Source organism: Pseudomonas sp. TMW22090 (genome assembly GCF_022496665.1).
GTDB classification, from domain to species: domain Bacteria; phylum Pseudomonadota; class Gammaproteobacteria; order Pseudomonadales; family Pseudomonadaceae; genus Aquipseudomonas; species Aquipseudomonas gregormendelii.
The window spans coordinates 52,516-71,091 of the sequence record NZ_SCFH01000004.1 but is presented as its reverse complement, the minus strand read 5'-3'; the positions used below and the strand labels follow the sequence as shown (position 1 = coordinate 71,091).

The following is an 18,576-nucleotide window of genomic DNA, read 5'->3' as shown; positions in this document are numbered from 1 at the left end:
CAGGGAATGACATGGGACAACTGTCCATTAACGATCAACTCGATCACACCCAACCGGCCATGTTGTTGAACGGCAGCGAGGCGGTGTCCAGGCTGAAAATCCGCTCACTGGTGTTTTTCCTGATCGCCGTGTGCGTGTCGATGGCCTCCGTCGCCGGCTGGGAAGTCTGGAACTCGCGCCAATACCACCTGCGCGACAAGGAAGTGGCGATGTCCAACCTTGCGCAGGCCCTGGCCTGGCAGGCGCAGGCGTCAATCAAGCAGGCTGACACGCTGCTGCTCACGCTGGTCGAGCGCCTGGAAAACGAAGGCATCGAATCGGCGCGCCTGCCCAGGATGCAACGCCTGCTTGGGGTGCAGCGCCGGGAGCTGAGCCAGTTGCACGGCCTGTTTGTCTACGACCAGAGCGGGCAGTGGATCGCCAACTCCAACGGCGCCGGCCTGCCCAACGCCAATAACTCGGACCGGGAATACTTCATCTTCCACCGCGATCATCCTGATCGTGGACCGCACATCGGCCCGTCGATCAAGAGCCGCTCCAGTGGCGAATGGATCATGACGGTGTCGCGTCGGGTCAATCATCCGGACGGCAGTTTTGCCGGCGTGGCGCTGGCGACCATCAACCTGAGCCATTTCCTCTCGCTCTATGACAGCATCGACATGGGCCAGAACGGCGTGATCAACCTGATCGCCGATGACGCCACGATTGTCGTGCGCCGTCCGTTCAAGGAATCGGAAGTCGGCAGCAGTGTGGCCAATGGCCCGCTGTTTACCCAGTTGCTGCCGTTGGGTAACGCCGGGACGGCCAGGGTCCGGTCGGTGGTCGATGGCGTGGAACGGGTGGTGGGCTTTCGCCGGGTCGAAGGGTACCCGCTGATTGTGTTCGCCGCGCTGAATCAGGACGAAGTCTTGGCCAGCTGGCGCGAGGCATCGCTGCTGAGTGCCGGCATCGTGGCCCTGTTCCTGGGGCTTCTGGGTGCCCTCGGTTACCGGCTGATCCGGCTGATGCAGCAGCAGAATCGCATTCAGAGTGTGCTGCTCGACGCCCAGGAAAAACTGCTCGAGGTCAATCGCGGCCTGGAGCTGCTCGCTCTGGAAGATGCCCTGACCGGCCTGTCCAACCGACGCCAGTTCGATCTGTTCATCCTGACCGAGATGCGCCGCGCCCGGCGCACCCAGACTCACCTCGCGCTGCTGTTGATTGATGTCGATCATTTCAAGCGTTTCAACGATTTGTACGGCCATGTGGCGGGCGACGCATCCTTGCGCAAGATCAGCTCGATCATCAACTCGCACATCAAGCGCCCAGGTGATCTGGCGGCCCGATACGGTGGCGAAGAGTTCACGGTGGTGCTGCCGGGCACCGACTATGTGGGCGCCTTCCTGGTGGCGGAAAAAATTCGTCGGGCGGTGCAGCTGGCGGCGATCGAACACAGCGAGGGCGTCGAAGGGGTGGTCACCGTCAGCGTCGGGGTCTGCGCCTGGGACCCGGCCTCGCATGAGCAGCCCGACGACCTGGTGCGTGCCGCCGACAGGGCGCTGTACGTGGCCAAGGCCAGTGGCCGCAACATGAGCGTGATCGACAAGTAGCTTCAGCGGCGCCCGTCTCGTCGCAAACGCCTGACCAGCCGCAGGTAGACCCACAGGTTCAGCGCCAGCACCACGGCGCCCAGGCCCACCTGGATGCCCGGGGTCAGGCCGGCGGGATAGATCGCCGGCCAGATGTAATGCTCGACGAAACCACCGCCGTAGCCGCTCTGGCCGGCGGCATCGCGCATGCGGTTCTCCCAGTCGGTCAGCGGGCACATCAGGTGAAAGACTTCCACCGAGATACCCCACGCGACCGCAGGCAGGTGCAGCACCGCCAAGTGGCGCCATTTGAGCACCAGCAGCCCGCCGAACAGCACGAACAGAATGAACAGCAGATGAAACAGCACCAGCCCGTCGGCGGCGATTCGGTACAGCATGTGGGCTTCCCTGGGTGTGCCGGATGGACCGCACCATGGTACCCGGTCGATGGCCGGCAAATAACTCGAAATTGTGCATGCCTTCGCGGGTAAGTACTGGCAAAGTTGCAGGTCTTTTTTCCGGTCGCAGAACGTCATGTCCAACGCTCATATGCCCCGCAGCGCATTCCTGCGCGGCGCCGTGGCGATCCTTCCCTTGTCCCTGGCGACTGCGCCTTGGGGCCTGCTGGCCGGTTCCATGGCCATCGAAGCCAACCTCACGCCCCTGCAAGGCCAGGGCCTGTCGAGCATCGTGTTTGCCGGCGCCGCACAGCTGGTGGCCATCGGCATGCTCAAGGGCGGTGCCGGGATTTTCTCGATACTGCTGACCACGCTGCTGCTGACCTCCCAGCATTTGCTCTACGGCATGAGCCTGCGCTCGGTGATCTCACCGCTGCCGGGACGCTGGCGCGTGGGTCTGGGCTTTTTGCTGACCGACGAACTGTTCGCCCTGACCAGCCAGCATGACAAGCAGCAGTTCAATCGCTGGTACGCGCTTGGGGTCGGGTTGACGTTCTACGTGGCCTGGAACCTTTTCACCCTGGCCGGCATCGTGCTCGGCAGCAGCATCCCGGGGCTGGAACACCTGGGCCTGGACTTCTCGATTGCCGCAACCTTCATTGCCCTGATCACCCCGGTGGTGCGTAACGTGCCCACGGTGGTGTGCGTCGCGGTGGCGCTGTTTTGTTCCGTGCTGTTCAGTTACTGGCAGTGGGGCTCGGCGCTGGTGCTGGCGGGGCTGGCAGGCATGACGGCGGGATTTATGTGCAACAAACTTTATCCGGGGCAAACAGCATGATGGTCTGGGCGGTGATATTCGGGATGGGTGCGCTGGTGTTCCTCAACCGCTACGTGTTTCTGGAGCCGCGCCTGCCGGTGCGCCTGAGCAGCAACGCCCGGCAATTCCTCGGCTTTGCCGTGCCGGGCATGCTCACCGCCATCTGCGGGCCAATCGTGTTCATGCCGGACAAACAACTGAACCTGCAATGGGATAATCCGTACTTGCTCAGTTCAATGGTAGCGGTGGGGCTTGTGCTGTACACCCGCAGCACCTTGCTCAGCATGCTGTTGAGCATGGCGGTGTTCTTCGTGCTGCGTTGGTGGCTGTGAATCTGTTCTACGCTTAAACCGATTAACGATCCCTTCAGGAAGAGAGGCGAACATGGCGAATGAACCCAACCAGCCGGACCCGGATGAGCCTACGCAAGAGGAAATAGAAGAGCAGAAAAAGCGTTCGACCCAAGACTGGAAACATGACGACAGTCGAGAACTCTCGGACCGTGATCAGGAGCGTCCGCTGAAACCTTGAAGCGTATTTTTCGCTCGCAGCGGCGCCTGCTAGTTTGTGTGCAGGCGCTGCCGCGATTCAGAGGGAAGCTCAGACGTCTTCCAGCTCGCTGAAGTCGGGGTGTGTTGCCCGATAGCCCAACGTCCTGTCGATCCAGGCATTCAGTTCATTGACCATCACCGGCGGCTTGCCAGGATAGCGCTGCAAGGTTGTGCGCAGCGTGGTATCGATGTTGGGCACTGAGGCCAGGTTTCGGGTCTTGATGTATTGCCCGATGAAACAATCGAGTTGATAACGTTCCGTAGTCGAGAGGTGGACACACTCGACACTGCTGACTTGCTGGATATAAAAATCGTCGCGCAACTGGGTTCTCTGCAAGGCTGGAGTTCTGGGTTTCCGTCCGTGGAAATGCGGCGCGCATGCTAGCGGCACTGCTCCTGAATGTATGTATGACAATTAAATTGTCAGACAGGCGGTTGGCGCGGCAAAACGCCATATTTCAATGGACTGTTACATGGTTGAAACACTATGTGTAACGTTGCGAGGGCCTGCAGATTTAACGATTCCTGTCAGGCAAGCGGTTCGATCAGTTCGGGGCCCTGGTTGCGCACATTGCCGACTGCCTTGCTGACCCGGAACCACTCGAACACTTCGCTGGCTTCACCTTCAAATAATGCCATCTGTTCGGCGCGTTCCCTGGGCGTGGCGGGGTCGAGCCATTCTTCGGCCAGTTCCGGGGATAACACGATGGGGCGGCGGTCGTGGATGTCGAGCATGCCGCCGGCGCTGTCGGCGGTCAGGATGACAAAGCCGTCCTCGGGGGTGGGTTCGGCGGCCGCTGCGGGAAACTGCCCAATGGCGGCGCAGTAGACCGGCGCCCGGTCCTTGCGGCGGATCAACCAGGGTTGTTTGCTACCGTCGCCGCTGTCGACCCATTCGAACCAGTTGTCCACCGGAACAATCGCCCGGTGCGGCCAGATGGGGCGGAAGTAGGGGCCGTGGGCGACCTTTTCCACCCGGGCGTTGATGGGGGGTGCGCGGTCTTTGGCCCAGTGCGGTCGCCAACCCCAGCGCACCAGGTCGGCGTGCAGGCCGTCGTTGTCCAGGTGCAGCAGAGCAAGACGGGTGGTCGGGGCGGCGTTGTAGCGGGCCAGGGGTTCATCGCCGATGTGGTTGATCAGTGCGTCGGGGATGCTCAGTGCTGCGACGAAATCGTGGATGCCGCGGTATTGGGTCAGGCGTCCGCACATGGGTTGGTCCTCCGGTGGCGGGGTACATATCCGCTGCTGCAGTAATAGCTGGTCCCGCCCTTACGGGGCGTCTGCAATCTACAGCTCGCCGTGGCGGCCTTCGGGCCGACCAAGGCGTCAAGCCGGCGCGCTGCGCTTGTTTGTGTGCACATGAACACCTGGGTGGTAATACCTGTGGGAGCAAAGCTTGCTCGCGATGGCGGTTTATCATTCACCATCAATGTAGACTGACTCACCGCATCGCCTGGCCAAGGCAAACCATGAAACAGCTGTACAAACTCCTCGCTCCACTGGTTCTAGCCACCGGGCTGGCCGGCTGCATTGCTGCACCTATAGCAATGACCCCGCAAACCGAACAACGTTTAACCGCGCAACCTCCCATCCGGTTTTTACTGACCTTCGACGATGGCCCCAGCGCTTCAAGTTTCTGGAACCCCACGCTGACTGTCCTCGACAGCCTCGCGCAAAATCCGCTGCAACCGCACATCAAGGCGGTGTTTTTCGTGCAGACCCGGGCTGCCAGGGCCGGGGGCAGTGAGATTGGGCGCGAGGTCATGCGTCGGGAACAGGCAGAGGGTCATGTCATCGGCTTTCATACCGCCACCCCCGGACACAGCAACCATCGATCCCTGGACGATCAGGCGCTGGAGCAATCGCTCGCCAATGGCAGCGCCGATATCGCCGCGATCACCGGCGCGGCGCCTGTCCTGCTGCGGCCGCCGTTCTGGAGTTACGACAAGCGCACATTCGCCGCCTATCAGCGGCACGGCCTGCACATGCTGCTGACGGACCTCAGTGCCAACGACGGCAAGATCTGGGGGTTTAACGCCAGCCCGCGGCGGCGCTCGCATATGCTGCGGTCGATGTCCGAAGTTCGCGAGCGCATCGCGCAAGGTCAATTGCCGGTGGTGGACGGAGTGATCCCGGTGGTGGTGACCTTTCATGATCTCAACCGCTACACCGCACGGCATGCGCGCGAGTATCTGCAGATTCTCCTCGACAGCGCCCGGGAGACAGGGGTGCCGGTTGCGCAAAAACCTTTTTATGATGACAGCGCTGCTCTGCAACGGGCGGCCCTGGCGCGCACCGTGCTCGACAGTTCGCAGCCGGTGCAACTGCCGGGGCTGTGGAACTGGATCTGGTCCGGGGATTCACGCTGAAAAACACTCAAAGTGAGAGCTGGATAACATTTGGCGTGCGCGCAACTGACGAAGTGCATCTATCGTCAATGGGATCTTTTCCATTAACTGCCGCCAGAGTCGTCAGCCATGGTTCCTATCGCAGTCCTTTCCAGTATTGTCGAATCCGGTTTCGAGCCACTGTCCTGTGAATGCACGGAGAGCCTGGGATTGCTGGAAATCACCGTATTCGATCCCGATACCCACGAGGTTGTGCTGCTGGTCCGCAATGTCTCCACAGCGGACCTGGCCACCATCCGCGACATCAACAACCTCATTGCCGAACTGCGCACGGAAATGAACGCCGGGCGCCGCGCGTTCGCCGGTTGAGCGCGCTTGCTGCCCCAGGCTGCAGGTCAGATGTCCTGAGTGGATTCCAGCGCGCGCGGCAACAACTCATCGATCATCTGCAGGCAGTGTTTCAACCCCGGCGACACATCGCCCGCCCGCCGGCTGAGGATGATCGGTGAAGTCGCGTTGTCCTCCAGCAGTGCCGTAAACCCTATGTCGTCACGGTGCAACAACTGCACGGACGCCGGCACCAGGGTGACGCCGATGCCAGCCCCGACCAGGCCGATCGCGGTCTGCAACTCGTTGGTCCATTGCGCCACCTGGATGCTCACACCGTAGGACTCGAACAGGGCGATCACATGGTCGGCGTAACTTGGCCGCGGATTGCCCGGGTACAGTACGAACGGTTCCCTGGCCAGCTCCCGCAGGCTGATCGGCGCGCCCAGCAGTGGGTGGCCGGCGGGGAGGGCGGCGACCAGCCGGTCTTCGGTGAGCACGGTCTGGATGATGGCCGGGTCGTCGATGCGGATTCGTCCAAAGCCGATATCGATCCTGCCAGCCTTGAGCGCATGGACCTGCTGGAGCGTGGTCAATTCCGACAGCCCAAGTTCCAGCTCCAGTGGCTCGCCGCTGCGCAAGCGCCGGATCAATTCCGGCAGTACCCCATAAAGCGTCGATGGCGCAAAACCGATGCCCAGCCAGGTCTTTTCCCCCTGGCCTATGCGCCGGGTGTTGTCACACACCTTGCCCAGCTGTTCCAGAAGTGCGCTGGAATGTTCATGGAAGAACCGGCCGGCATCGGTCAACTTCAACGGCCGGCCGCGCTCCAGCAACATCACGCCCAGCTCATCCTCCAGCTGTTGAATCTGCCGGCTGAGGGGCGGTTGCGCGATGTGCAGCAGTTCTGCGGCTCGGGTGAAGTTGAGGGTTTTCGCCAGCACCTGAAAATAGCGCAGATGACGCAGTTCCATGGAACCTCCAAAAGCTGATCGGCTGCATACCTTTAAGGTATCAAGTCAGACCAATTCTATATTGGCTTCCAGAAAAAAGCCGTACCAGAATCGGGTCCAGAACTCCAAGAACCTGACGGGTATCGAAATGCTTGCAACAGCCATTGAATCGATCGAGACGATCATCGTCGATCTGCCGACCATTCGCCCGCACAAGCTGGCCATGCACACCATGCAGAACCAGACGCTGGTGATCATTCGCGTGCGTTGCGCCGACGGCATCGAAGGCATCGGCGAAGCCACCACCATCGGTGGCCTTGCGTATGGCAACGAGAGCCCGGACAGCATCAAGACCAACATCGACCGCCACTTCGCACCGCTGCTGCTGGGCCAGGACAGCGCCAATGTGAATGCTGCGATGTTGCGCCTGGAGCGCAGCATCCGTGGCAACACTTTCGCCAAGTCAGGTATCGAAACCGCCTTGCTCGATGCCCAGGGCAAGCGCCTGGGCCTGGCGGTCAGCGAATTGCTCGGTGGCCGGGTGCGCAATGCGCTGCCGGTGGCCTGGACCCTGGCCAGTGGCGATACCGCCAAGGACATCGCCGAAGCGGAGCAGATGCTCGACCTGCGCCGCCATCGTATCTTCAAGTTGAAAATCGGCGCCGGTGAAGTCAATCGCGACCTGGCGCATGTGATCGCCATCAAGAAAGCCCTGGGTGACCGCGCCAGCGTCAGGGTGGACGTCAACCAGGCCTGGGACGAAGCGGTGGCCATCCGTGCCTGCCGAATTCTCGGCACCAACGGCATCGACCTGATCGAACAGCCGATCTCGCGCAACAACCGCGCCGGCATGGCACGCCTGAACGCCATGAGCCCGGCGCCGATCATGGCCGATGAATCCATCGAATGTGTGGAAGACGCCTTCAACCTGGCCCGTGAGGGCGCCGCATCGATCTTCGCCCTGAAGATCGCCAAGAACGGCGGCCCGCGCGCAGTGCTCAAGACTGCGGCCATCGCCGAAGCAGCGGGTATTGCGCTGTACGGCGGCACCATGCTCGAAGGCGGCATCGGCACCATGGCCTCGGCCCAGGCGTTCATCACCCTGAACAAACTGGCCTGGGACACCGAGTTGTTCGGCCCGCTGCTGCTGACTGAAGACATCCTCAGCGAACCGCTGGAGTATCGCGATTTCGAGCTGCACGTACCGACCACCCCGGGCCTGGGCCTGAAACTGGACGAAGAGCGCCTGGCGTTTTTCCGCCGCGACAAGTCTGCCACTGTTCTTCATCAAGTCTGAGGAGTGCATCATGCTGTTCCACGTAAAGATGACCGTGAACCTGCCGGTCGACATGAATACCGAGTTGGCCACCAGGCTCAAGGCTGACGAAAAGGCCTTCTCCCAGCGCCTGCAAGACCAGGGCAAGTGGCGCCACCTTTGGCGCATTGCCGGGCTGTATGCCAACTACAGCGTGTTCGACGTCGACAGTGTCCAGGAACTGCACGACCTGCTGATGCAATTGCCGCTCTACCCGTACATGGCGATCGAAGTCACCGCGATGTGCCGGCATCCTTCGTCGATTCGCGAGGATGACCGCTGAACCCAGCCTGTTCAGTTCGCTACGCTAATAATTACAAGATGAGGAACCACCATGAACGTCAAGATTTCCCATACTGCTGCTGCCCAGCAATTTCTCGAAGAAGCCAGCGGCCTGCACAACGATGCTGGCAGCCCGCGCGTCAAGGCGCTGATCTACCGCATCCTGCGTGACTCGGTGAACATCATCGAAGACCTGGCGGTAACGCCGGAAGAGTTCTGGAAAGCCGTCAACTACCTCAACGTGCTGGGTTCGCGCCAGGAAGCCGGGCTGGTGGTCGCGGGCCTGGGGCTGGAGCACTATCTCGATCTGTTGATGGACGCCGAAGACGAGCAGGCCGGCAAGGCTGGCGGCACGCCGCGCACCATCGAAGGCCCGCTGTACGTGGCCGGTGCGCCCTTGTCCGACTTCGAGGCTCGACTGGACGACGGCAATGATCCGGGTGTGCCGCTGTTCATGCAGGGCCAGGTGCTCAATACCGCTGGCGAACCTCTGGCAGGTGCGGTGGTGGACGTCTGGCAGGCCAATACCGGTGGGACTTACTCCTACTTCGATAGCAGCCAATCGGAATTCAACCTGCGCCGGCGCATCGTGACCGACGCCGAGGGTCGTTATCGCTTCCGCAGCATCGTGCCGTCCGGCTACGGCTGCCCACCGGATGGCCCGACCCAGCAACTGCTCGATCAACTGGGCCGTCATGGCCAGCGCCCGGCGCATATCCACTTCTTCATCTCGGCCGCAGACCATCGCCACCTCACCACCCAGATCAACCTGGACGGTGATGAGTACCTGCATGACGACTTCGCCTACGCCACCCGTGACGAGCTGATTGCCAAAATCACCTTCAGCGAAGACCAGGCCCGCGCGGCGGCCTACGGTGTCAGCGGCCGCTTTGCTGAGATCGTCTTCGACTTCACCCTGCAGTCCTCGGCCCAGCCGCAAGAGCAGCAACGCATGGAGCGGGTTCGCGCACTCGAAGACTGATCCCTGTACAACCTGCAGGAGCCCGGCCTGCCGGCGATGGCGATAGAGATACCGCCATCGCTGGCAAGCCAGCTCCCACAGGGGCCCGGGTGTACGCGGGAGTTTGGCTCGCCACCAATCCGCAGGAGCCCGCTCCCATGTGTCGGTCAACGCGTACATCGGTGCCGGTACTGCTCTAGAATGACCAGAACATCTATAACAACAACGAGAGTGACCCGATGATGCACGCGCAACTGTTGAGTCAGCGCAGCACGGTATTCGACCATGCCGACCCCTACGCCGTGTCGGGCTACGTCAATCAGCATGTCGGCAACCATTGCATCCTGATGCCCCGTGCCGGGCAACCCCTGGCCAGTCTCAATCATCGCAAATTCGCCAGCCTCGACCTGTGCCGTATCAGCTACGGCGGCAGCGTTCGCGTTACCTCGGGCGCGCTGGAAACCATCTATCACCTGCAAGTGTTATTGCGCGGCAATTGCCTGTGGCGTGGTCACGCCCAGGAGCATTATTTCGCCCCCGGCGAATTGCTGCTGATCAACCCCGACGATCCGGTGGATCTGACCTATTCCGACGATTGCGAAAAATTCATCCTCAAAGTCCCTGCCTCGTTGCTGGAGTCGGTCTGCGACGAGCAGCGCTGGCGTTATCCGGGGCAGGGCGTACGGTTTCTGGAAAACCGCTACCAGCTCAATGAACTGGAAGGTTTCGTCAACCTGCTGGCGATGATTTGCCAGGAGGCCGAGGCCACCGAGCAGATTCCCCGGGTGCAGGAGCACTACACGCAGATCATCGTCAGCAAGATGCTCAGCCTGATGAAGACCAACGTCAGCCGCCTGGAACTCGGTTCCCAGGCTGCGACGTTCGAAGCGATTGCCGATTACATCGCCCGCAATCTCAAGCACGACATCGACAGCGAAGAACTCGCGCGCCAGGCCAGCATGAGCCTGCGTTCGTTGTACGGCCTGTTTGAACGCAACGCCTGCACCACGCCGAAGAACTACATCCGCCAGAAGCGCCTGGAACGGGTCAATGCTTGCCTGAGCGACCCGACCTGCATCGTGCGCAACGTCACCGAAGTGGCGATGGATTACGGCTTCCTGCACCTGGGGCGGTTCTCCGACAGCTACCGCAAACAATTCGGCGAACTGCCCTCGGACACCCTCAAGCGCCGGCATTGAGCCCGCAAACCCCACCAATGCCTCTGTAGGAGCTGTCGAGTGCAACGAGGCTGCGATCTTTTGCTCTTGAAAAAGCGAAAGTCAAAAGATCGCAGCCTCGTTGCACTCGACAGCTCCTCCGCAGCTCCCACGCATTGGCCACATACAGCTGCACTAAACGGATACAGGTCTGCACCCAGCGGATAGTCCGTCCCGTCCCCCCGTCCTAGCATGGCCCTGCCTGAAATAAAAACAATGGAGGCGGCGGCCATGACCCTGCGACCCGAATACCTGCAATCCCTGCTTGAAGACGATCCAGAGCAGGGCATCTATCGCTGCAAACGCGAGATGTTCACCGACCCGCGCCTGTTCGACCTCGAGATGGAACACATCTTCGAAGGCAACTGGCTGTACCTCGCCCACGAAAGCCAGATCCCCAACAAAAACGATTTCTACACCACCACCATGGGGCGCCAGTCGATCTTTATCGCGCGCAACAAGGACGGTGAACTCAATGCCTTCATCAACGCCTGCAGTCACCGCGGCGCGATGCTGTGCCGGCACAAATCCGGCAACAAGAGCTCCTATACCTGCCCGTTCCACGGCTGGACCTTTAACAATTCCGGCAAGCTGCTCAAGGTCAAGGACCCGGCGGCGGCCGGTTACCCGGCGAGCTTCAACTGCGAAGGCTCCCACGACCTGACCCGGGTCGCCCGTTTCGAATCCTATCGCGGCTTCCTGTTCGGCAGCCTCAAGGCCGACGTAGTCCCGCTGGTGGAACACCTTGGCGAATCGGCCAAGATCATCGACATGATTGTCGATCAATCCGCCGATGGCCTGGAAGTGCTGCGCGGTTCCTCCAGCTACATCTACGAAGGCAACTGGAAACTCACTGCGGAAAACGGTGCCGACGGCTACCACGTCAGCTCCGTGCACTGGAACTATGCCGCCACCCAGAACCAGCGCAAGCAGCGCGAGGCCGGCGATACCAACCCGACCATGAGCGCCGGCAGCTGGGCCAAGCAGGGCGGTGGTTTCTATTCCTTCGACAAGGGGCACATGCTGCTCTGGACCCGCTGGGCCAATCCTGAAGACCGCCCACTGTACGAGCGCCGCGACGAGCTCGCCCAGGACTTCGGCAAGGCTCGCGCCGACTGGATGATCGAGAACTCGCGCAACCTGTGCCTGTACCCCAACGTGTACCTGATGGACCAGTTCAGCTCGCAGATCCGCATTGCCCGGCCGATCTCGGTCAACCGCACGGAAATCACCATCTACTGCATCGCGCCCAAAGGCGAAAGCGACCACGCGCGCTCCAGCCGCATCCGCCAGTACGAGGATTTCTTCAATGTCAGCGGCATGGCGACGCCGGACGATCTCGAAGAGTTTCGTTCCTGCCAGACCGGTTACCAGGGCAGCGTCACCGCCTGGAACGACATGTCCCGCGGTGCCGAGCACTGGATCGAAGGCGCTGATGAGGCGGCCAGGGAAATCGACCTGCAGCCGTTGCTCAGCGGCGTGCGCACCGAAGACGAAGGTCTGTTCGTGCTGCAGCACAAGTATTGGCAGCAGACCATGCTCAAGGCGCTGGCCGCCGAGCAGGCGAAGCTGATCGACGTGGAGACCGTGTGATGACCATTACCTACGAAGCCGTGCGCGATTTCCTCTACCGCGAAGCGCGCTACCTCGATGATCGCCAGTGGGATGAGTGGCTGGAACTGTACGCGCCGGACGCGACCTTCTGGATGCCGTCCTGGGACGACAACGATGAGCTGACCGAGGACCCGCAGCGGGAAATCTCGCTGATCTGGTACGGCAATCGCACCGGCCTCGAAGACCGTGTGTTCCGCATCAAGACCGAGCGTTCCAGCGCCAGCGTGCCGGACACCCGCACCTCGCATAACCTGAGCAACATCGAACTGCTGGAACAGGCCGACGGCATCTGCAAGGTGCGCTTCAACTGGCACACCCTGAGCTTTCGCTACAAGACCGTCGACAGCTACTTCGGCAGCAGTTTCTACACCCTGGACATGCGCGGTGAAAACCCGCTGATCAAGGCCAAGAAAGTGATCCTGAAGAACGACTATGTTCGTCAGGTCATCGATGTTTACCATTTGTGAGGCCGTCGCCATGACCCATTCCATCGCGTTCAATTTCGAAGACGGCGTCACCCGGTTCATCGACGCCAATCCAGGTGAAACCGTGGCCGATGCCGCGTATCGCCAGGGCATCAACATCCCGCTGGACTGCCGCGACGGCGCCTGCGGTACCTGCAAGTGTTTTGCCGAAGCCGGTCGTTATGACCTGGGCGAGGAATACATTGATGACGCCCTGACTGCCGACGAAGCCGAGCAGGGCTTTGTGCTCACCTGCCAGATGCGCGCGCAAAGCGACTGCGTGGTGCGGGTGCCGGCTTCCTCGGATGTCTGCCGCACCCGGCAGGCCAGCTTTGAAGCAACCATCAGCGCCGTGCGCCAGCTGTCCGACAGCACCATTGCACTGTCGATCAAGGGCGAGTCCCTGAGCAAACTGGCGTTTCTGCCGGGGCAATATGTGAACCTCGGGGTCCCGGGCAGCACCCAGACCCGCGCCTACTCCTTCAGCTCATTGCAGCATGACGGTGAAGTGAGCTTCCTGATTCGCAACGTGCCTGGGGGACTGATGAGCAGTTTTCTCACCGGCATCGCCAAGGCCGGCGACAGCATGAGCCTGGCCGGGCCATTGGGCAGCTTCTACCTGCGCGACATCCGTCGTCCGTTGTTGCTGCTGGCCGGTGGCACCGGGCTGGCGCCCTTTACGGCGATGCTGGAGAAAATCGCCGAGCAGGGCAGTGAACATCCGTTGCACCTGATTTACGGGGTGACCCATGATTTCGACCTGGTGGAGCTCGATCGCCTCGAAGCCTTCGCCGCCCGCATCCCCAACTTCAGCTTCAGCGCCTGCGTGGCCAGCCCTGACAGCCAGCACCCGCTCAAGGGCTACGTGACCCAGCACATCGAGCCACGGCATCTGAACGATGGCGACGTTGACGTCTACCTGTGCGGCCCGCCGCCAATGGTCGAGGCGGTCAGCCAGTACATTCGCGAACAGGGCATCGCACCGGCCAATTTCTACTACGAGAAATTCGCCGCCAGCGCGGCGTGAGCCCGTACAAGAACTGCGGCACCTGAACCATCGAGGTACACATGAACAGATTCCACGAAAAAGTCGCCCTCATCACCGGCGCCGCCCAAGGCATCGGCCGGCGGGTCGCCGAACGCATGGCGGCCGAAGGTGCGCGGCTGATCCTGGTCGACCGCTCCGAACTGGTGTTCGAACTGCAACAGCAACTGGGCCAGGACAGCTTCGCGCTGACCGCCGATCTTGAGCAATACAGCGAATGCGAGCGCGTGATGCAGGCCGCCGTTGAACGTTTTGGTCGCCTGGACATCCTGATCAACAACGTCGGCGGGACCATCTGGGCCAAGCCTTTCGAGCATTACGAAGCGTCGCAGATCGAAGCCGAAGTGCGTCGCTCGCTGTTCCCGACGCTGTGGTGCTGCCATGCCGCACTGCCGTTCATGCTGGAGCAGGGCAGCGGGGCGATCGTCAACGTCTCCTCCATTGCCACCCGCAGCATCAACCGCGTGCCCTACGGGGCGGCGAAGGGCGGGGTCAACGCACTGACCGCGTGCCTGGCGTTCGAAACGGCCGGGCGGGGCGTTCGCGTCAATGCCACGGCGCCCGGAGGTACCGATGCGCCGCCACGGGTCATCCCGCGCAATAGCGCCGAACAGAGTGCCGAGGAGAAGGTGTGGTATCAGCAGATCGTCGACCAGACGCTCGATAGCAGCCTGATGAAGCGCTATGGCACGCTTGATGAGCAGGCAGGTGCGATTCTGTTCCTGGCCAGCGACGACGCCTCCTACATCACCGGCATGGTCATGCCCGTGGGCGGTGGCGATCAGGGCTGACAGGCCCGGGCGTGAGACACCCTAGAGGCGACGCTGGAAGGCCCTGACGATGCGCAGCGTGGCATCGTTGGTGCTCAGATTGTGCACTGAATCGAGCGGGTGCCAGATGCAGTCGACGATTTCATTGGTCGGCCGCGCGATCTCGTAATCCACCACCGACGCTTCGTACACGTGGTGACAGGTGTCGCCGGATTCCAGTGCCATCAGGTACAGAAGCTCGTCGACCCCCAGGCTGGTTTCCTCCTGAAGCTCGCGCCTGGCCGCGTCCGCAACGGTTTCGCCGCGCTCGACCTTGCCTCCGGGCAGGGTCCAGCGGCATCGATGCTTGCGTACCAGAAGTATGTGGCGATCCTGCTCGCAGATGACGGTGGCGCGTACTTTCATGCTCTATCCAAATACTGGCTGTCACAATAATGTCATGAAACTGCAATATTCAGACCGTGCAGCGTAGTGTTTCAGATGATTGGAGCCCGGGAGGAGGGTGAAAGTGCAATCGCTGACGTCACGACATCTGGTCAGCACGTTCGCCAAAAGCAGGTGTAAGGTAGAAAGGTCAATCCTGGAGATGATTCGCAACGGAGGTTGTCATGAGTGTACCGATGCTGAACAAGATGCATATGAACGGTTACGACGTACTCAGCGTGAACAATGGCCCTTGGCGTGTCTGCACCAAGGGCGACCGTCTGGGCGCGTTTGCCAGCCGTGAAGAGGCGTTGGCCTTTGCGGCGTCCTTGCCCGGCTACCGCGACAGATCACCCAGACCTGCCACTAAACAGTAACGGCTTGCGTGCAATGTGCGGTGGCGGGGGAGCATGCTCCCTCGCCACCCGTTCGCTCAGTGCGCCTGGTTGCGCGTAATCGCCCTGGCCTTCACTTCCCCGGCATACTGCGCCAGGCGCTCTTCATCCCCTTGAAGCACTTCACACAGGCGCTTGGCGGCTTTGGCGTCCACCTCGTTGCCCGACTGCTGCAATTGCTCGGCAATGCGCAAAAGCTCTACCGCCGACCAGCGCAGGTCCGAGGCAACCCCCTGCAAGTCCCGCCGAAGTTGCTGTTCCGATTCGTTAAGCCACATGCTGACCTCCTGTAATGATTCTCCGTTTCGAAATACTAGACCCTTTTTACCGTGACGGAAGTTGTGTCGCTGCGCGCAGGCGTTTGCCTTTGGTCGGGAAGGTTAAGCGAGCCTGCAGCGGCGTTGTCGTAGTGGAGTAGCGATTTCGCGCTGTGTCAGAGGCCACTTTCAAATGACGACCACCGATGATTTCAGGTTTCACGCCCATGAGCTGATCGTTGACCTGGATGCGGCCACCACGGAAATGATGAAGTTGATATCCGCCCATCAACTCAGCGGCCCGGAGTGGGAGCGGGTCACTCAATGGCAACACGAGGCCTATGAGCGCTGGATGAATTACCTGAATGCGCGAACTTACGAGGCGCCCGATGACACCGGGCAATGATGAGCTTTTGTGTATCAGATGGATGTCTGCGCCGGCACGCGCTACATTTTCCTTTTTAAGCGAAGGAAACCTTCATGCGGATGCTCATCGCAGGAATCATGCTGGCGACATTGGCTGGTTGTTCATTGCCCGCTTCCGTCGTGCCCGGTGAACCGAACGTCAGCAAGTACAGCGAGAAGCCGCCCAAGGAGTACGCCGCGTGCGTCTTGCCGTTATGGCAGAAGCAAGTCTCGGCCACGCGCCAGACCTCGATCTCTAACGGCTACCGGATCAATGCCCCCGGCATGATCACCGCAGACGAGATCCTAGATATCGTGAAGAACAAGAGTGGCAGCCGCGTGTCCCTGTACCAGGGGCCGCCCTGGGCCAAATCCGGCGCGCTGCGTCAGGCCGTGCGCGACTGCCTGTAGGCTTGAGCCACGCTTGTGTTCAGTTGCTGATGTCGGTCAGCGGGATGCCTTGGGGGCTGGCGCTTTTCCTGTCGCGCCGATCAGTGATCCAGGTATCCACCTGCTCGGAGAATTCTGCCGGGGCCTTGCGACCGACCTTCCTCGCCAGATCAAGAATGGTCTGCTGGGCCAGTGCTTCTTCCATGCGTTTCTGCGCAACCATCATGGCGCCGTGCACTGAACAGTGGCCGTCCAGCGCCCACTCGGGCGTATTTCCCTCGAATAGCGCACACCGCCCGCGTATTTCCTTACAGTCGAAAATCAGCTTCTGGCCATCGATCGCATTGACGATGTCGAGCAGGCTGATTTCGTCAGCAGGGCGGGCCAGCTTGAACCCGCCGCGCACACCCTCGGTGGCACTCACCAGCTTGGCCTTGGCCAGCCGGGTAAAGATCTTGGCCAAGTAATCCAGCGGTACGCCTTGCAACTCGGCAAGGTCGCGCACGCTGGCCTCCCGGGTCTCGCCACGATTGCCCACCAGAAAGAGCAGGCAATGAATGCCGTACTCGACGCCCGCGCTGTAAAGAGACATGTTCATCTCCGACTAAAGTAGTCGCCAATATTAACAGCCGGCTGCGGGCATGGCAACGTCGGGCCCCAATCCCCGCATCTCTGCGCTTTAGCCTGCCTACCTGCTAAAACCTTTCCCGTTAGGCCATCAATGACGTCGATGGCAACCATCAAAAAAAATCGATTGCTTTGGTTAACTAGGACTAATACAGTCGCCGTTATTCGGAGCGGCACGGTGATCATTCAGCGTGACCTCAAACCATTCCAATATCGGGTCTTCCCTGGAGTCAAAGATGAAACAGCACATTCTGGTAATCGGCGCGGGTTTTGGTGGCATGTGGACAGCATTGAGCGCCACACGCTTGTTCGATCTTCATGGTCACGATGCGGTCGAAGTCACCGTCCTGGCCCCGCAGGCCGAGCTGCGAGTGCGACCGCGGTTCTACGAGCCCAATGCCCACCAACTGGCGGCGCCCATCGGCGAGCTGTTCGATGCGGTCGGCGTACGGTTCATCAAGGGCTCGGCTGAAACCATCGACGTCCACAGCAAGCAGGTGGGTTACCTGGATGCGGCGGGCGCCCAACAGCTGTGCAGCTACGACAAACTCGTTCTGGCCACCGGCAGCCGCCTGGCACGGCCGGCCACCGCGGGGGTGAACGAACACGCTTTTGACGTTGACCAGATCGAACAGGCCGTGCGCCTGGAGCAACACCTCAAATCCCTCGCCGGCCAGCCGGACAGCGCCGCGCGTAACACCGTGGTGGTGGCGGGCGGTGGCTTCACCGGGATTGAAACAGCGACTGAAATGCCGGCCCGGCTGCGCGCCATTCTTGGCGAAGCGGCGGATATCAAGGTGATCATCGTTGATCGCGGCGAAAAAATCGGCGCGTCGATGGGCGCCGACATCAGCGTTTCCATCGCTGAAGCCAGCGCCGAAGTGGGCGTGGAGTGGCGCTTGAAATCGTCGGTGGCCGGCGTCGATGCCGACGGAGTGACCTTGGCCGATGGGCAGCGCATTGAAGCCAGCACCGTAATCTGGACCACCGGCGTACGTGCCAGCTCGCTCACCGAACAGATCCCCGGTGAGCGCGATGCCTTGGGCCGCCTGCATGTGGACAGCCACCTGAAAGTGATTGGCCAGGACGACATTTTTGCCACCGGCGATGTGGCCTACGCGGCCTCCGATGACATCGGCAACCATGCTCTGATGACCTGCCAGCATGCCATCGTCCTTGGTCGCCACGCCGGCAACAACGTCGCAGCCCAATTGCTCGGGGTCGCCCCGACGCCCTACAGCCAGCCCAAGTACGTGACCTGCCTGGACCTCGGGGCCTGGGGCGCGGTGTACACCGAAGGGTGGGATCGCCAGGTCAAGCTGGTCCGTCAGGAAGGCAAGGCGCTGAAAACCCAGATCAACACCCAGTGGATCTATCCCCCTGCAGCCAATCGTGAAACCGCGTGGGCCGCTGCCGATCCGCTGATCCCGATTGCCTGATGCTGCCGTA

At 61.1% G+C, this 18,576-nt stretch carries 25 protein-coding genes; 18 read left to right on the top strand and 7 right to left on the bottom strand.

The features are described 5' to 3' along the window. Positions 1 to 11 precede the first annotated feature (11 nt). Positions 12 to 1,589, top strand: coding sequence for a sensor domain-containing diguanylate cyclase (locus tag EQV97_RS12790; RefSeq protein ID WP_122839448.1), 1,578 nt, complete (start codon positions 12 to 14; stop codon positions 1,587 to 1,589). 2 nt (positions 1,590 to 1,591) lie between these two features. Here the strand turns inward: EQV97_RS12790 and EQV97_RS12785 are convergent, their stop codons facing one another. After that, the gene (locus EQV97_RS12785) at positions 1,592 to 1,966 is read right to left on the bottom strand and encodes a DUF2784 domain-containing protein (RefSeq protein WP_122839449.1); all 375 of its coding nucleotides are present in this window, start codon (positions 1,964 to 1,966) and stop codon (positions 1,592 to 1,594) included. 136 nt (positions 1,967 to 2,102) lie between these two features. Between EQV97_RS12785 and EQV97_RS12780 the strand changes: the two genes are divergently transcribed. Genes EQV97_RS12780 through EQV97_RS12770 form a run of 3 tightly spaced genes read left to right on the top strand, consistent with a single transcriptional unit; the run spans position 2,103 to position 3,314 of the window. Beyond that, positions 2,103 to 2,804: an AzlC family ABC transporter permease gene (locus EQV97_RS12780; RefSeq protein WP_122839450.1), complete on the top strand. Its 702-nt coding sequence runs from the start codon at positions 2,103 to 2,105 to the stop codon at positions 2,802 to 2,804. Beyond that, positions 2,804 to 3,115 carry an AzlD domain-containing protein gene (locus EQV97_RS12775; protein WP_201148586.1) on the top strand — a complete coding sequence of 104 codons (312 nt, stop codon included), beginning with the start codon at positions 2,804 to 2,806 and terminating at the stop codon, positions 3,113 to 3,115. Before EQV97_RS12780 ends, EQV97_RS12775 begins: the two co-directional genes overlap by 1 nt. A 52-nt stretch (positions 3,116 to 3,167) precedes the next feature. After that, complete coding sequence (locus EQV97_RS12770; RefSeq protein WP_163019427.1) at positions 3,168 to 3,314, top strand: hypothetical protein; 147 nt, start codon at positions 3,168 to 3,170, stop codon at positions 3,312 to 3,314. 69 nt (positions 3,315 to 3,383) lie between these two features. On the opposite strand, the gene EQV97_RS12765 is transcribed toward EQV97_RS12770, so the two are convergent. After that, complete coding sequence (locus EQV97_RS12765; protein ID WP_122839452.1) at positions 3,384 to 3,656, bottom strand: hypothetical protein; 273 nt, start codon at positions 3,654 to 3,656, stop codon at positions 3,384 to 3,386. Between the two features lie 206 nt (positions 3,657 to 3,862). After that, entirely contained in the window at positions 3,863 to 4,543 is a 681-nt protein-coding gene (locus EQV97_RS12760; RefSeq protein WP_240889023.1) for an SOS response-associated peptidase family protein, read from the bottom strand. Between the two features lie 260 nt (positions 4,544 to 4,803). Between EQV97_RS12760 and EQV97_RS12755 the strand changes: the two genes are divergently transcribed. Beyond that, entirely contained in the window at positions 4,804 to 5,703 is a 900-nt protein-coding gene (locus tag EQV97_RS12755; protein WP_225568531.1) for a polysaccharide deacetylase family protein, read from the top strand. Positions 5,704 to 5,811: 108 nt separating this feature from the next. Next, entirely contained in the window at positions 5,812 to 6,051 is a 240-nt protein-coding gene (locus EQV97_RS12750) for a DUF1652 domain-containing protein (RefSeq protein WP_045062862.1), read from the top strand. 26 nt (positions 6,052 to 6,077) lie between these two features. Here EQV97_RS12750 and EQV97_RS12745 read toward each other — a convergent pair whose 3' ends face one another. After that, entirely contained in the window at positions 6,078 to 6,983 is a 906-nt protein-coding gene (locus EQV97_RS12745; RefSeq protein ID WP_240889022.1) for a LysR family transcriptional regulator, read from the bottom strand. Positions 6,984 to 7,110: 127 nt separating this feature from the next. Here EQV97_RS12745 and EQV97_RS12740 point away from each other — a divergent pair, with 127 nt between their 5' ends. The 8 genes from EQV97_RS12740 to EQV97_RS12705 all read left to right on the top strand — a co-directional run bounded on the left by EQV97_RS12740 (position 7,111) and on the right by EQV97_RS12705 (position 14,651). Next, positions 7,111 to 8,259, top strand: a complete 1,149-nt coding sequence (locus EQV97_RS12740) for a muconate cycloisomerase family protein (RefSeq protein ID WP_163019428.1) — start codon at positions 7,111 to 7,113, stop codon at positions 8,257 to 8,259. Positions 8,260 to 8,269: 10 nt separating this feature from the next. Next, the gene (catC, locus tag EQV97_RS12735) at positions 8,270 to 8,560 is read left to right on the top strand and encodes a muconolactone Delta-isomerase (protein ID WP_122839455.1); all 291 of its coding nucleotides are present in this window, start codon (positions 8,270 to 8,272) and stop codon (positions 8,558 to 8,560) included. Between the two features lie 51 nt (positions 8,561 to 8,611). Further along, the gene (gene catA, locus EQV97_RS12730; protein ID WP_122839456.1) at positions 8,612 to 9,541 is read left to right on the top strand and encodes a catechol 1,2-dioxygenase; all 930 of its coding nucleotides are present in this window, start codon (positions 8,612 to 8,614) and stop codon (positions 9,539 to 9,541) included. A gap of 218 nt (positions 9,542 to 9,759) precedes the next feature. Beyond that, a complete protein-coding gene (locus EQV97_RS12725) occupies positions 9,760 to 10,719 on the top strand; it encodes an AraC family transcriptional regulator (protein WP_045062850.1) in 960 nt (319 codons plus the stop codon). Positions 10,720 to 10,968: 249 nt separating this feature from the next. Beyond that, the gene (gene benA / locus EQV97_RS12720) at positions 10,969 to 12,330 is read left to right on the top strand and encodes a benzoate 1,2-dioxygenase large subunit (protein ID WP_122839457.1); all 1,362 of its coding nucleotides are present in this window, start codon (positions 10,969 to 10,971) and stop codon (positions 12,328 to 12,330) included. Then, the gene (gene benB, locus EQV97_RS12715; RefSeq protein ID WP_122839458.1) at positions 12,330 to 12,818 is read left to right on the top strand and encodes a benzoate 1,2-dioxygenase small subunit; all 489 of its coding nucleotides are present in this window, start codon (positions 12,330 to 12,332) and stop codon (positions 12,816 to 12,818) included. The genes benA and benB overlap by 1 nt, the downstream gene beginning before the upstream one ends. 10 nt (positions 12,819 to 12,828) lie before the next feature. After that, the gene (gene benC / locus EQV97_RS12710; RefSeq protein WP_240889021.1) at positions 12,829 to 13,842 is read left to right on the top strand and encodes a benzoate 1,2-dioxygenase electron transfer component BenC; all 1,014 of its coding nucleotides are present in this window, start codon (positions 12,829 to 12,831) and stop codon (positions 13,840 to 13,842) included. Positions 13,843 to 13,883: 41 nt separating this feature from the next. Further along, positions 13,884 to 14,651: a 1,6-dihydroxycyclohexa-2,4-diene-1-carboxylate dehydrogenase gene (locus EQV97_RS12705; RefSeq protein ID WP_122839460.1), complete on the top strand. Its 768-nt coding sequence runs from the start codon at positions 13,884 to 13,886 to the stop codon at positions 14,649 to 14,651. 21 nt (positions 14,652 to 14,672) lie between these two features. Here the strand turns inward: EQV97_RS12705 and EQV97_RS12700 are convergent, their stop codons facing one another. Beyond that, positions 14,673 to 15,035 carry an NUDIX hydrolase gene (locus tag EQV97_RS12700; protein WP_240889020.1) on the bottom strand — a complete coding sequence of 121 codons (363 nt, stop codon included), beginning with the start codon at positions 15,033 to 15,035 and terminating at the stop codon, positions 14,673 to 14,675. Between the two features lie 203 nt (positions 15,036 to 15,238). On the opposite strand from EQV97_RS12700, the gene EQV97_RS12695 reads away from it, so the two are divergent. After that, positions 15,239 to 15,430 carry an SPOR domain-containing protein gene (locus EQV97_RS12695; protein WP_045062838.1) on the top strand — a complete coding sequence of 64 codons (192 nt, stop codon included), beginning with the start codon at positions 15,239 to 15,241 and terminating at the stop codon, positions 15,428 to 15,430. A gap of 56 nt (positions 15,431 to 15,486) precedes the next feature. Here EQV97_RS12695 and EQV97_RS12690 read toward each other — a convergent pair whose 3' ends face one another. Next, on the bottom strand, positions 15,487 to 15,726 hold the full coding sequence (locus tag EQV97_RS12690) for a hypothetical protein (protein WP_122839461.1): 240 nt from the start codon (positions 15,724 to 15,726) through the stop codon (positions 15,487 to 15,489). A gap of 172 nt (positions 15,727 to 15,898) precedes the next feature. Between EQV97_RS12690 and EQV97_RS12685 the strand changes: the two genes are divergently transcribed. Both EQV97_RS12685 and EQV97_RS12680 read left to right on the top strand, forming a co-directional pair. Next, positions 15,899 to 16,111, top strand: coding sequence for a hypothetical protein (locus tag EQV97_RS12685; RefSeq protein WP_122839462.1), 213 nt, complete (start codon positions 15,899 to 15,901; stop codon positions 16,109 to 16,111). Between the two features lie 74 nt (positions 16,112 to 16,185). Beyond that, complete coding sequence (locus EQV97_RS12680; RefSeq protein WP_122839463.1) at positions 16,186 to 16,521, top strand: hypothetical protein; 336 nt, start codon at positions 16,186 to 16,188, stop codon at positions 16,519 to 16,521. A 19-nt stretch (positions 16,522 to 16,540) separates the two neighbouring features. Here the strand turns inward: EQV97_RS12680 and EQV97_RS12675 are convergent, their stop codons facing one another. Beyond that, on the bottom strand, positions 16,541 to 17,092 hold the full coding sequence (locus tag EQV97_RS12675) for an Rrf2 family transcriptional regulator (protein WP_122839464.1): 552 nt from the start codon (positions 17,090 to 17,092) through the stop codon (positions 16,541 to 16,543). Positions 17,093 to 17,363: 271 nt separating this feature from the next. Between EQV97_RS12675 and EQV97_RS12670 the strand changes: the two genes are divergently transcribed. After that, positions 17,364 to 18,566, top strand: a complete 1,203-nt coding sequence (locus EQV97_RS12670) for an NAD(P)/FAD-dependent oxidoreductase (protein ID WP_240889019.1) — start codon at positions 17,364 to 17,366, stop codon at positions 18,564 to 18,566. Positions 18,567 to 18,576 lie beyond the last annotated feature (10 nt).

What these genes read in the sequence shown, in the direction of transcription:
- EQV97_RS12790 (WP_122839448.1), top strand. Translation starts at nt 12, where the DNA reads ATGGGACAACTGTCCATTAACGATCAACTCGATCACACCCAACCGGCC.
- EQV97_RS12785 (WP_122839449.1), bottom strand. Translation starts at nt 1,966, where the DNA reads ATGCTGTACCGAATCGCCGCCGACGGGCTGGTGCTGTTTCATCTGCTG.
- EQV97_RS12780 (WP_122839450.1), top strand. Translation starts at nt 2,103, where the DNA reads ATGTCCAACGCTCATATGCCCCGCAGCGCATTCCTGCGCGGCGCCGTG.
- EQV97_RS12775 (WP_201148586.1), top strand. Translation starts at nt 2,804, where the DNA reads ATGGTCTGGGCGGTGATATTCGGGATGGGTGCGCTGGTGTTCCTCAAC.
- EQV97_RS12770 (WP_163019427.1), top strand. Translation starts at nt 3,168, where the DNA reads ATGGCGAATGAACCCAACCAGCCGGACCCGGATGAGCCTACGCAAGAG.
- EQV97_RS12760 (WP_240889023.1), bottom strand. Translation starts at nt 4,543, where the DNA reads ATGTGCGGACGCCTGACCCAATACCGCGGCATCCACGATTTCGTCGCA.
- EQV97_RS12755 (WP_225568531.1), top strand. Translation starts at nt 4,804, where the DNA reads ATGAAACAGCTGTACAAACTCCTCGCTCCACTGGTTCTAGCCACCGGG.
- EQV97_RS12750 (WP_045062862.1), top strand. Translation starts at nt 5,812, where the DNA reads ATGGTTCCTATCGCAGTCCTTTCCAGTATTGTCGAATCCGGTTTCGAG.
- EQV97_RS12745 (WP_240889022.1), bottom strand. Translation starts at nt 6,983, where the DNA reads ATGGAACTGCGTCATCTGCGCTATTTTCAGGTGCTGGCGAAAACCCTC.
- EQV97_RS12740 (WP_163019428.1), top strand. Translation starts at nt 7,111, where the DNA reads ATGCTTGCAACAGCCATTGAATCGATCGAGACGATCATCGTCGATCTG.
- catC (WP_122839455.1), top strand. Translation starts at nt 8,270, where the DNA reads ATGCTGTTCCACGTAAAGATGACCGTGAACCTGCCGGTCGACATGAAT.
- catA (WP_122839456.1), top strand. Translation starts at nt 8,612, where the DNA reads ATGAACGTCAAGATTTCCCATACTGCTGCTGCCCAGCAATTTCTCGAA.
- EQV97_RS12725 (WP_045062850.1), top strand. Translation starts at nt 9,760, where the DNA reads ATGATGCACGCGCAACTGTTGAGTCAGCGCAGCACGGTATTCGACCAT.
- benA (WP_122839457.1), top strand. Translation starts at nt 10,969, where the DNA reads ATGACCCTGCGACCCGAATACCTGCAATCCCTGCTTGAAGACGATCCA.
- benB (WP_122839458.1), top strand. Translation starts at nt 12,330, where the DNA reads ATGACCATTACCTACGAAGCCGTGCGCGATTTCCTCTACCGCGAAGCG.
- benC (WP_240889021.1), top strand. Translation starts at nt 12,829, where the DNA reads ATGACCCATTCCATCGCGTTCAATTTCGAAGACGGCGTCACCCGGTTC.
- EQV97_RS12705 (WP_122839460.1), top strand. Translation starts at nt 13,884, where the DNA reads ATGAACAGATTCCACGAAAAAGTCGCCCTCATCACCGGCGCCGCCCAA.
- EQV97_RS12700 (WP_240889020.1), bottom strand. Translation starts at nt 15,035, where the DNA reads ATGAAAGTACGCGCCACCGTCATCTGCGAGCAGGATCGCCACATACTT.
- EQV97_RS12695 (WP_045062838.1), top strand. Translation starts at nt 15,239, where the DNA reads ATGAGTGTACCGATGCTGAACAAGATGCATATGAACGGTTACGACGTA.
- EQV97_RS12690 (WP_122839461.1), bottom strand. Translation starts at nt 15,726, where the DNA reads ATGTGGCTTAACGAATCGGAACAGCAACTTCGGCGGGACTTGCAGGGG.
- EQV97_RS12685 (WP_122839462.1), top strand. Translation starts at nt 15,899, where the DNA reads ATGACGACCACCGATGATTTCAGGTTTCACGCCCATGAGCTGATCGTT.
- EQV97_RS12680 (WP_122839463.1), top strand. Translation starts at nt 16,186, where the DNA reads ATGCGGATGCTCATCGCAGGAATCATGCTGGCGACATTGGCTGGTTGT.
- EQV97_RS12675 (WP_122839464.1), bottom strand. Translation starts at nt 17,092, where the DNA reads ATGTCTCTTTACAGCGCGGGCGTCGAGTACGGCATTCATTGCCTGCTC.
- EQV97_RS12670 (WP_240889019.1), top strand. Translation starts at nt 17,364, where the DNA reads ATGAAACAGCACATTCTGGTAATCGGCGCGGGTTTTGGTGGCATGTGG.